The sequence below is a fragment of the Streptomyces sp. NPDC035033 genome (assembly GCF_040636735.1).
Lineage (GTDB): Bacteria > Actinomycetota > Actinomycetes > Streptomycetales > Streptomycetaceae > Streptomyces.
Genome location: NZ_JBEZUZ010000111.1, coordinates 9,839 through 20,887, shown reverse-complemented (window position 1 = coordinate 20,887; position 11,049 = coordinate 9,839). Strand labels below are relative to the sequence as shown.

General features: G+C 73.0%; 8 protein-coding genes. 3 read left to right on the top strand and 5 right to left on the bottom strand.

From position 1 onward, the window contains the following. Both AB0E83_RS31040 and AB0E83_RS31035 read left to right on the top strand, forming a co-directional pair. Positions 1–1,713: stealth family protein (locus tag AB0E83_RS31040; protein WP_362119291.1), on the top strand; the 1,713-nt coding region annotated here is incomplete at its 5' end. Positions 1,714–1,726: 13 nt separating this feature from the next. After that, positions 1,727–3,118, top strand: a complete 1,392-nt coding sequence (locus AB0E83_RS31035; RefSeq protein WP_362119288.1) for a GDSL-type esterase/lipase family protein — start codon at positions 1,727–1,729, stop codon at positions 3,116–3,118. 71 nt (positions 3,119–3,189) lie between these two features. Here AB0E83_RS31035 and AB0E83_RS31030 read toward each other — a convergent pair whose 3' ends face one another. From AB0E83_RS31030 to AB0E83_RS31010, 5 genes are all read right to left on the bottom strand, one after another. Further along, complete coding sequence (locus AB0E83_RS31030; RefSeq protein ID WP_362119285.1) at positions 3,190–5,328, bottom strand: 3-hydroxyacyl-CoA dehydrogenase NAD-binding domain-containing protein; 2,139 nt, start codon at positions 5,326–5,328, stop codon at positions 3,190–3,192. Continuing rightward, a complete protein-coding gene (locus AB0E83_RS31025) occupies positions 5,325–6,539 on the bottom strand; it encodes an acetyl-CoA C-acyltransferase (protein WP_362119282.1) in 1,215 nt (404 codons plus the stop codon). Before AB0E83_RS31025 ends, AB0E83_RS31030 begins: the two co-directional genes overlap by 4 nt. A 199-nt stretch (positions 6,540–6,738) precedes the next feature. Then, on the bottom strand, positions 6,739–8,022 hold the full coding sequence (locus AB0E83_RS31020; protein WP_362119279.1) for a ribonuclease D: 1,284 nt from the start codon (positions 8,020–8,022) through the stop codon (positions 6,739–6,741). Between the two features lie 81 nt (positions 8,023–8,103). Then, positions 8,104–8,769 (bottom strand): response regulator transcription factor, encoded by a 666-nt coding sequence (locus AB0E83_RS31015; protein ID WP_015037008.1) that lies wholly within the window; start codon positions 8,767–8,769, stop codon positions 8,104–8,106. A gap of 272 nt (positions 8,770–9,041) precedes the next feature. Next, complete coding sequence (locus tag AB0E83_RS31010) at positions 9,042–9,743, bottom strand: DUF3000 domain-containing protein (RefSeq protein ID WP_362119276.1); 702 nt, start codon at positions 9,741–9,743, stop codon at positions 9,042–9,044. Between the two features lie 99 nt (positions 9,744–9,842). Between AB0E83_RS31010 and hemE the strand changes: the two genes are divergently transcribed. Next, a complete protein-coding gene (gene hemE, locus AB0E83_RS31005) occupies positions 9,843–10,910 on the top strand; it encodes a uroporphyrinogen decarboxylase (protein ID WP_362119297.1) in 1,068 nt (355 codons plus the stop codon). Positions 10,911–11,049: the final 139 nt, after the last annotated feature.

The window sequence follows — 11,049 nt, the reverse complement described above, 5'->3', positions numbered from 1 at the left end:
GCCTGCTCGCACAGCTCCTCGGTCTGGGCTATCCACAGGATCGGTCCGTCGAGTTCGCCCGCCTGCTTCACCCAGCGGATCACTGCTTCCGCCGTCCCCCAGGGCACCGCCCGCGACCGCGCCTTCAAGGCGGCCGAGGAACGGCTGCTGGAGCGCGACCGCACCCTCGTCCGCGACGGCGGCCAGGTCTGCCGGGTCATCGACGCCGAATCGCCCTTCGACATCGCCCAGGCCAACCTGGCGCTCGCCGCCGACGCCCTGGAGGCCGCCGGCGTCCCCTACTTCCTGGTCCGGGACACCAAGATCCGGCACAGCGTGGCCGTCCACGCCGACTACCGGGGCGCCGTCCTCAAGGCCCTCGCCGACCGCTTCCCCGACGGCCCGGTCTACGTGGGCCTCCTCAACGACGCCGACACCACGATGGTCACCACCCTGGCCCAGCGGGCCGCCGACCACGTGCACACCGAGTGCTCCGGCGTCCGCGTCTACGCCCCCGTCGTCTCCGCCACCGGCACCCTCCGCCTCGGCGCCACCTACGGCTGCCTGATCTCCTTCTGGTACCACGACGAGGAGGAGCCGGACTTCTTCCTCTCCCCGCGCCGCACCCTCATCGGCCAGCGGGTGCCCCGCGCCTCGATGCGCCGGGCGCCGGCCGTCCTCGGCGGGCGCGCCTACCCGACGGTGGAGCCGTACACCCACACCCTCCACCACGACGTGCCCTTCCCGATCGACGCCGTCTACACCTGGGTCGACGGCTCCGACGTGGACTGGCTGGAGCGCAAGAACGCGGTCCTCGCCTCCATGGGCGTGGTCACGGAGGACGCCGCCACCAGCGCCGCCCGCTTCCGCAACCGCGACGAACTGCGCTACTCGCTGCGCTCCCTCGACATGTACGCCCCCTGGATCCGGAACGTCTACCTGGTCACCGACCGGCAGGTGCCGCCGTGGCTGGACACCCGCCACCCCCGCGTCCGGGTCGTCGACCACACCGAGATCTTCGGCGACGAGGGCGCCCTGCCCACCTACAACTCGCACGCCATCGAGAGCCGGCTGCACCACATCGACGGCCTCGCCGAGCACTTCCTCTACTTCAACGACGACGTGTTCGCCGCCCGCCCGATCCAGCCCTCGCTCTTCTTCCTCGGCAACGGCGCCGCCAAGCACTTCATGTCCTCCAACGCCATCCCCATGGGACCGGCCCTGGAGGGCGACGAGTTCAGCCGGATCGCCGCCAAGAACAACCGCGCCCTCATCAGCGGCATGTTCGGCCAGACCCTGGTCAACTCCTTCATCCACGCCCCGCACCCGCTGCGCCGCAGCGTCATGGCCGACCTGGAGACCCACTTCCCCGAGGCCCTGCGCCGCACCGCCCGCAACCGGCTGCGCGACCCCTCCGACGTCTCCGTGGCCTCCTCGCTCCACCACTACTTCGGCTACCACACCGGCCGCAGCGTGCCCGGCCGGATCTCCTCCGGCTTCGTCAACGTCGGCCTCAGCGAGCAGGTCAAGAAGCTCAACGGCCTGCTCGCCACCCGCCCGCACGACGTCTTCTGCCTCAACGACTTCCACGACGGGGACGTGTCGGAGGACGAGCAGGACGCCACCCTCGCGGCCTTCCTGCCCAGCTACTTCCCCATCGCCAGCCAGTTCGAGACCGGTTCGCCGCGCAACGAACGCTTCCACGCCGGGCGGCTCCCCGCCTGGCCCCTGTGAACCGGAGGCCGCCATGCCCAAGCTCTGCATCCTCGGCGCGTCCGTCGCCAAGTCCCGCAAGGCCGCCGAAGGCCCCATCGCCGGCTGGGGCCAGTACATGGCCGAGTTCCTCGCCCCCGGCTGGGAGGTGCGGAACTTCGCCCGCGACGCCATGACGGCCCGCACCTACTACACGGACCGCTTCGCCACCCTGCTCAACCTGCTCGAACCCGGCGACATCGTCGCCCTCGACTTCGGCGGCGTCGAGCAGCGCATCAACGTCCCCCTCCGCTACCACGGCAAGCGGGAGTTCAAGGAGTTCCTCACCCTGTACGTGGCGGGCATCCGCGCCCAGGGGGCGATCCCGGTCCTCCTCACCCCCTGCTCGCGCTGCGCCTTCGACGTCCACGGCCAGGTCTCCGACACCCGCGACGGCTACCCCGAGGTCACCCGTGAGGCCGCCGCCGAGACCGGCGCCGTCTTCGTCGACATGAACGCCCACACCGGCCGACTGCTCCAGGAGCTCGGCCCCGCCCGCGCCAAGCAGTACTACCGCTGGGTCGACGCCGGCGAGCACCCGCTCCACCCCGACGGCATGATCGACTCCACCCACTTCAACCACGCCGGCGCCCGCGAGGTGGCCCGGATCCTCGCCGCCGCCCTGGAGAACCACCCGGACATCCCGGCCGGCACCGTCGACCCCGCCACCCTCGTCCCCGGCGAATACCCGCCGCCCGCACCCGAGTTCACCGTGGTGAGCCCCGAGAGCGCGCTCTACGCCACCGACCGGGTCGGCACCGCCCCCGTCTTCACCTCCCCGGCCCCCGACCGCGCGGTCAGCGGCCTCCAGAAGTTCGCCGGCACCGCCGGCCCCGACACCGGCTACCTGCTCTTCTTCGCCCAGGGCCACTACCTCGGCGGCACCGCCGTCAACGAGCAGGGCCGCTTCCTGTGGCGCCGCACCGTGGTCTGGCCGGCCGGCGAGCACACCGTGCAGGCCGTCGGCATCGCCCGCGCCGGCGGGGTCACCCCGATCGCCTCGCTCCGCTTCGAGGTCCGCGACCACGTCGCCCCGCCCGTCGTCACCGCCCCGAAGAGCGGGGCCTGGGTCAACCCGCGCCCCCGCTTCACCGGCACCGCCGCCCCCGGCGTCACCAAGGTGATGGCCCTGGAGGGCGAGCGGCTCATCGGCGAGGCCGCCGTCGCCGAGGACGGCACCTGGAGCATGCGCCACCCGCACAGCTGGCGCCCCGGCACCCACCGCGTCGAGTTCGTGTCGATCTTCAGCGCCCTGCACTCCGCCGCCACCCCGGTCGAGATCAAGGTGCTCGGCGTGCCGGAGGACAGCTTCCTGCGCACCTCCGTCGCGGCCCGCGAGCGCTGCGGCGAGAAGTGCGACCACTACCCCTTCGACGGCCGCTGGTAGTCCCGCGGCGGGGAACGGCGGAAGGGGCCGGTGGCTGATGCCACCGGCCCCTTCCCCGTACGCGCTACCGCTTACGCCGGGACGCTCGCCACGCCCTGCGCCAGGAAACGCTTGCCGTTGACGCGCTCGGAGACGCCCTCGCGGTCCAGGTACGGCGTGATGCCGCCCAGGTGGAAGGGCCAGCCGGCACCGGTGATCAGGCAGAGGTCGATGTCCTGCGCCTCGGCGACGACACCCTCCTCCAGCATGAGGCCGATCTCCTGCGCCACCGCGTCGAGGACGCGGTCGCGGACCTGCTGCTCGGTGAGGACGGTGTCGCCCTGCTTCAGCAGCGCGGCGACCTCGGGGTCGAGCTCCGGCTTGAAGCCGTTCTCCGGCTTGTAGACGTAGAAGCCGCGCTTGCCGGCCTCGACGACGGCCTTCAGGTTGGGGGAGACCGTGAAGCGCTCCGGGAAGGCGCGGTTCAGGGTCTCGGAGACGTGCAGGCCGATGGCCGGGCCGACGAGCTCCAGGAGGACCAGCGGGGACATCGGCAGGCCGAGCGGCTCGACGGCCTTCTCGGCCGTCTCGACGGGGGTGCCCTCGTCGATGACGTTCTGGATCTCGCCCATGAAGCGGGTGAGGATGCGGTTCACGACGAACGCCGGGGCGTCCTTGGTGAGGACCGCGGTCTTCTTCAGCTTCTTCGCCACGCCGAAGGCGGTGGCGAGGGAGGCGTCGTCGGTCCGCTCGCCCTTGACGATCTCCAGCAGCGGCAGGACGGCGACCGGGTTGAAGAAGTGGAAGCCGACCACGCGCTCCGGGTGCTGGAGCTTCGAGGCCATCTCGGAGACCGACAGCGAGGAGGTGTTGGTGGCGAGGATCGCGTGCGCCGGGGCGACCGCCTCGACCTCCGCGAACACCTTCTGCTTGACGGACATCTCCTCGAACACGGCCTCGATGATGAAGTCCGCGTCCGCGAAGCCCTCGGCCTTGTCGAGGACGCCGGAGACCAGGCCCTTGAGGCGGTTGGCCTTGTCCTGGTTGATCCGGCCCTTGCCGAGCAGCTTCTCGATCTCGCCGTGGACGTAGCCCACGCCCTTGTCGACGCGCTCCTGGTCGATGTCGGTCAGGACGACCGGCACCTCCAGGCGGCGCAGGAAGAGCAGGGCGAGCTGGGAGGCCATCAGACCGGCGCCGACGACGCCGACCTTGGTGACCGGGCGCGCCAGGGACTTGTCCGGGGCGCCGGCGGGGCGCTTGCCGCGCTTCTGCACCAGGTTGAAGGCGTAGATGCCGGAGCGGAGCTCGCCGCCCATGATCAGGTCCGCGAGGGCCTGGTCCTCGGCGTCGAAGCCCTTCTGGAGGTCGCCGTCCTTGGCGGCCTCGATGATGTCGAGGGCGCGGTAGGCGGCCGGGGCGGCGCCGTGCACCTTGGAGTCGGCGATCGCGCGGCCCTTGGCGACGGCGGCGTCCCAGCCCTCGCCCCGGTCGATCTCCGGACGCTCGACCGTGACGGTGCCCTGGAGGACGCCGGCGGTCCAGACGAGCGACCGCTCCAGGAAGTCGGCGCCCTCGAAGATCGCGTCGGCGATGCCGAGCTCGAAGACCTGCTTGCCCTTGAGCTGCCGGTTCTGGTTGAGCGAGTTCTCGATGATGACCTGGACGGCCTTCTCGGCGCCGATCAGGTTCGGGAGGATCGCGCAGCCGCCCCAGCCGGGCACCAGGCCGAGGAAGACCTCGGGGAGCGAGAAGGCCGGGAGGGCCTTCGACACGGTGCGGTAGGTGCAGTGCAGGCCGACCTCGACGCCGCCGCCCATGGCCGCGCCGTTGTAGTACGCGAAGGTCGGCACGGCGAGCGCGGAGAGGCGCTTGAAGACGTCGTGGCCGCCCTTGCCGATGGCGAGCGCCTCGTCGTGCTGCTTCAGCAGCTCGACGCCCTTGAGGTCGGCGCCGACCGCGAAGATGAACGGCTTGCCGGTGATGCCGACGCCGACGATCTCGCCGTTGGCGGCCTCGGCCTCGACCTGGTCGATCGCCGTGTTCAGGTTGGCCAGCGACTGCGGGCCGAAGGTGGTCGGCTTGGTGTGGTCGAAGCCGTTGTCCAGGGTGATCAGCGCGAACCGGCCGGCGTTGGCCGGGAGTTCGAAGTGCCGTACGTGGGCCTGGGTGACGACCTCGTCCGGGAAGAGCGCGGCGGCGCCCTTCAGAAGCTCGGCGGTGGTGCTCACTTGCCCTCCCAGTGGGGGTTCTCCCAGATGACCGTCGCGCCCATGCCGAAGCCGACGCACATGGTGGTGAGGCCGTAACGGACCTCCGGCTGCTCCTCGAACTGGCGGGCCAGCTGCGTCATCAGACGGACGCCGGAGGAGGCCAGCGGGTGGCCGAAGGCGATGGCGCCGCCGTACTGGTTGACGCGCGCGTCGTCGTCGGCGATGCCGTAGTGGTCGAGGAAGGCGAGGACCTGGACGGCGAACGCCTCGTTGATCTCGAAGAGGTCGATGTCGCCGATCGCCAGACCGGCCTTGGCCAGGGCCTTCTCGGTGGCCGGGATCGGGCCGTAGCCCATGACCTCCGGCTCGACGCCGGCGAAGGCGTACGAGACCAGGCGCATCTTGACCGGGAGGCCGTTCTCGCGGGCGAACTCCTCGGAGGCGATGATCGAGGCGGTGGCGCCGTCGTTCAGGCCGGCCGCGTTGCCCGCGGTGACGTTGCCGTGGACGCGGAACGGCGTCTTCAGGCCCTCCAGCGACTCCAGGGTGGTGCCCGGGCGCATCGGCTCGTCGGCGGTGACCAGGCCCCAGCCGGTCTCGCCGGTGGAGGCGTCGGTACGGCGGACCGAGACCGGCACCAGGTCCTGCTGGATCTTGCCGTCGGCGTACGCCTTGGCGGCCTTCTCCTGCGAGCGCACGGCGTACTCGTCGGCGCGGCGCTTGGTGATGTGCGGGTAGCGGTCGTGCAGGTTCTCGGCGGTCATGCCCATGAAGAGGGCGGACTCGTCGACCAGCTTCTCGCTGACGAACCGCGGGTTCGGGTCGACACCCTCGCCCATGGGGTGACGGCCCATGTGCTCGACACCGCCGGCGATGACGGCGTCGTACGCGCCGAAGGCGATGGAGCCGGCGACGGAGGTGACGGCGGTCAGCGCACCGGCGCACATCCGGTCGATGGAGTAGCCGGGCACCGACTGCGGCAGACCGGCCAGGATGCCGGCGGTCCGGCCGAGGGTGAGGCCCTGGTCGCCGATCTGGGTCGTCGCGGCGATCGCGACCTCGTCGATCTTCGCCGGGTCGAGGGCCGGGTTGCGGCGCAGCAGCTCCCGGATGGCCTTCACGACGAGGTCGTCGGCGCGGGTCTCGTGGTAGATGCCCTTCGGGCCCGCCTTGCCGAACGGGGTGCGGACGCCGTCGACGAAGACGACGTCCCTGACGGTACGAGGCACGATGGCTCTCCTCCAGGTGCGGGACGGCACTGCTGCGGCGCACCAGTAAGCGTGCGCTTGCTTCCCCCATGCTACTTGCGAGTAACCACCCTGCCCACCCCCCGGGGCCCAAGCGGCGAAGGTCACACGGCGCGGGCACGCCGAAGCCCCCGGCGCCGGGGGGTGTCGGGGGCTTCTCGGGTGGGGCGGGGGCACCGGGTCAGGCCCTTGCGGCCAGGGCCTTCACCAGGAGGGGGGTGACCAGGGCCACCTGCCAGCGGCGGGCGCCGTGGGCGGTCAGGGCGGCGGCGACCGGCTCCGGGTCCGCGGGGGAGGGCGGCTCCCAGCAGATGCGGCGGACGGTGTCCGGGGTGATGAGGTTCTCCTGCGGCAGGTTCAGTTCCTCGGCGAGGGCCGTGACGGCGGTGCGGGCCGCCGCGAGGCGGGCGGCGGCCGCCGGGTCCTTGTCGGCCCAGGCGCGCGGCGGGGGAGGGCCGGCCGGCTGCTGGCCGGGCTGCGGGAGCTCGTTCTCGGGCAGGGCCCGGGCCCGGTCCACGGCCGCCTGCCACTGCTCCAGCTGGCGCCGGCCCATCCGGTGGCCGAAACCGGGCAGGGCGGTGAGCGCGGCCACGTTCGCCGGGACGGCGAGCGCGGCCTCGACGATCGCCGCGTCGCTCAGCACCTTGCCGGGGGAGACGTCCCGGCGCTGGGCGACCCGGTCGCGGGCCGTCCACAGCTCCCGTACGACCGCCATCTGGCGGCGGCGGCGCACCTTGTGCATGCCGGAGGTGCGGCGCCAGGGGTCCTTGCGCGGCGGGGCGGGCGGGGCGGTGGCGATGGCCTCGAACTCCTCGCGGGCCCACTCCAGCTTCCCCTGCCGGTCCAGCTCCTTCTCCAGCTCGTCGCGCAGGTCGGCGAGGAGCTCGACGTCGAGCGCCGCGTAGCGCAGCCAGGGCTCGGGGAGCGGGCGGGTGGACCAGTCGACCGCCGAGTGGCCCTTCTCCAGGGCGTAGCCGAGGACGGACTCCACCATCGCGCCGAGGCCGACGCGGGGGAAGCCGGCGAGCCGGCCGGCCAGCTCGGTGTCGAAGAGGGAGGAGGGGCGCATGCCTATGTCGCGCAGGCAGGGCAGGTCCTGGGTGGCGGCGTGCAGGATCCACTCGGTGCCGTCCAGGGCCCGGCCGAGCTCCGAGAGGTCGGGGCAGCCCACCGGGTCGACGAGCGCGGTGCCCGCGCCCTCGCGGCGGAGCTGGACGAGGTAGGCGCGCTGGCCGTAGCGGTAGCCGGAGGCGCGCTCGGCGTCGACGGCGACGGGCCCGCGCCCGGCGGCGAAGGCGGTGATCACCTCGGCGAGGGCCTGCTCGCTCGCGACGACCGGCGGGATGCCCTCCCGGGGCTCCAGCAACGGGATCGGAAGCCCATTCGCAAGGACGTCGTCGGCCGGGGGGCCGCCCCCGGTGGTGCGCAGTGCGGTGTCTGCTGCGGTCTCTTGGGCGTCGGTCACCTGTCAAGGGTATCCGCCGGCGGCAAGCGCCTGCCGACGGAACGTTCCGTCGGCAGGCGTCGCGTTCCCGTCAGGACCGCCTCAGTGGATGATCCCGGTCCGCAGCGCCACGGCGACCATGCCGGCCCGGTCGCCGGTGCCCAGCTTGCGGGCGATCCGGGCGAGGTGGCTTTTCACGGTGAGCGCCGAGAGCCCCATGGAGACGCCGATGGCCTTGTTGGACTGGCCCTCCGCGACCAGCCGGAGCACCTCGACCTCACGGCCGGAGAGCTCGCGGTAGCCGCCCGGGTGGCTCGGGGCGCCCGGGGGGCGGCGGTGGCCGAGCCGGGCGGCCGCGGCGCCGATGGGCGCGGCGCCGGGACGCGTCGGGTGGCCGATGTTGGTCCGCGTGCCGGTGACGACGTAGCCCTTCACGCCGCCGGCGAGCGCGTTGCGCACCGCGCCGATGTCGTCGGCGGCCGAGAGGGCCAGGCCGTTGGGCCAGCCCGCGGCGCGGGTCTCGGACAGCAGGGTGAGGCCGCTGCCGTCGGGAAGGTGGACGTCGGCCACGCAGATGTCGCGCGGGTTGCCGACGCGGGGACGGGCCTCCGCGATGGACGACGCCTCGATCACGTCCCGCACGCCGAGCGCCCACAGGTGGCGGGTGACGGTGGAGCGGACGCGCGGGTCGGCCACGACGACCATGGCCGTCGGCTTGTTCGGGCGGTAGGCGACCAGGCTAGCGGGCTGCTCGAGCAGAACGGACACTCGGCCTCCTGGGGGGAAGGGGCGGGACGGAGCCGGCTCGGGGAAGAAGCCGGGGGCGAACCCGTGCTCTGAAGGGGTCATGGAATCCTTCGGCAGCATGGCCGCCCGCCTTTAGGGAAAGATCACGATTTAGTGAGTAACAATTGGGGCAATTCGGACGAGCGATCGATCATCCTACGAGCGGCCCCCGCTCCCTCACCCCCACGGGGGACGCCGTACGAACGCGGAAGGGGCCCCGAAGGGCCCCTCGCGCACACCTGTCCGGACCTGCCTCAGGCCCCCTGCGGCCCCCGCCGCTGGGGCAGCGAGACGACCCCCGCCCCCGTCCCCGTCGCCCCCGTCGGCCCCGGCGGGTCGGCGGGGACCGGCGGCAGCCCGGCGATCTGGCACAGCAGGTCCGACCAGGCCGCCAGGTGCGCCGCCGTGTCCGGCACCCCGCCCAGCCCCTCCCGGGGCGTCCACGAGGCCCGGATCTCGATCTGGGTGGCCGGCCGGCGCTCCGCGAGCCCCCCGAAGTAGTGCGAGCCCGCCATCGTCACCGTCCCGCTCGCCTCCCCGTACGCCAGACCGCGCGCCTCCAGGGCCCCGGTCAGCCACGACCAGCACACCTCCGGCAGCAGCGGGTCCGCCGCCATCTCCGGCTCCAGCTCCGCCCGCACCAGCGTCACCAGCCGGAAGGTGCCCTTCCACGCCTCGTGGCCCGCCGGGTCGTGCAGCAGCACGAGCCGGCCGTCCGCGAGGTCCTCCCCGTCGTCGACGACCGCCGCCTCCACCGCGTACGCGTACGGCGCGAGCCGCTGCGGCGGCCGGGTCGGCTCGACCTCCATCTCGGACCGCAGCCGTGCCGTCCGCAGGGCGTCCACCGCCCGCCGGAACGCCGGCGGCACCGGGGTCCCCGCCGTACTGTCCGCCGTGTCGCCCGTCCCTCGCATGCCGTCGGAATGATCGGAAAAATGTCCCTGAGCCGCAGCCATGCGGGGAAGAGTAGGCGGAACGGGGCCGCCATGCGGGGAGGGACACCCGTCCGGCACGAGCCGCTTCCGGCCACATGCGAAGATTTGGGCGTGAGCGCCATGAACAGCCCGACGGGCCAGCAGACGAAGCAGCAGTCGCGGACGTACGACTCCGCGTTCCTCAAGGCGTGCCGGCGCGAGCCCGTGCCGCACACCCCCGTCTGGTTCATGCGCCAGGCCGGGCGCTCCCTCCCCGAGTACCTGAAGGTCCGCGAGGGCATCCCCATGCTGGAGTCCTGCATGCGGCCCGAGCTGGTCAAGGAGATCACCCTCCAGCCCGTCCGCCGGCACAAGGTCGACGCGGCGATCTTCTTCAGCGACATCGTCGTCCCGCTCAAGGCCATCGGCGTCGACCTCGACATCAAGCCCGGCGTGGGCCCCGTCGTCGCCGACCCGATCCGCACCCGCGCCGACCTCGACCGGCTGCGCGACCTCACCCCGGACGACGTCCACTACGTCACCGAGGCCATCGGCATGCTCACCGAGGAGCTCGGCGACACCCCGCTCATCGGCTTCGCCGGCGCGCCCTTCACCCTCGCGAGCTACCTCGTCGAGGGCGGCCCGTCCCGCAACCACGAGCACACCAAGGCGCTCATGTACGGCGACCCGCAGCTCTGGGCCGACCTGCTCGACCGCCTCGCCGAGATCACCTCCGCCTTCCTGACGGTGCAGATCGAGGCCGGCGCCTCCGCGATCCAGCTCTTCGACTCCTGGGTCGGCGCCCTCGCCCCCGCCGACTACCGCCGCTCGGTCCTCCCGGCCTCCGCCAAGGTCTTCGAGGCGGTCGCCGGCCACGGCGTCCCGCGCATCCACTTCGGCGTCGGCACCGGCGAGCTCCTCGGCCTCATGGGCGAGGCCGGCGCGGACGTCGTCGGCGTCGACTGGCGCGTCCCGCTCGACGAGGCCGCCCGCCGCGTCGGCCCCGGCAAGGCGCTCCAGGGCAACCTCGACCCGGCCGTCCTCTTCGCCTCCACCGAGGTCGTGGAGGCCAAGACCGACGAGGTCCTGGCCGCCGCGAAGGACCTGGAGGGACACGTCTTCAACCTGGGCCACGGCGTCATGCCGTCGATGGACCCGGACGCCCTCACCCGCCTCGTCGCCCACGTCCACGAGCGCACGGCGGTCTGACGCCCCGGCGCGGGCGGGGGGGGGGGGGCCCCCCCCCCCCCCCCCCCCCCCCCCCCCCCCCCCCCGCCGCGGGCCCCCGGCGCGCCCCCCCCCCGAGCCCGCGGCGCGGCGCCACCGACCCGCCCCCCACAACGCCACA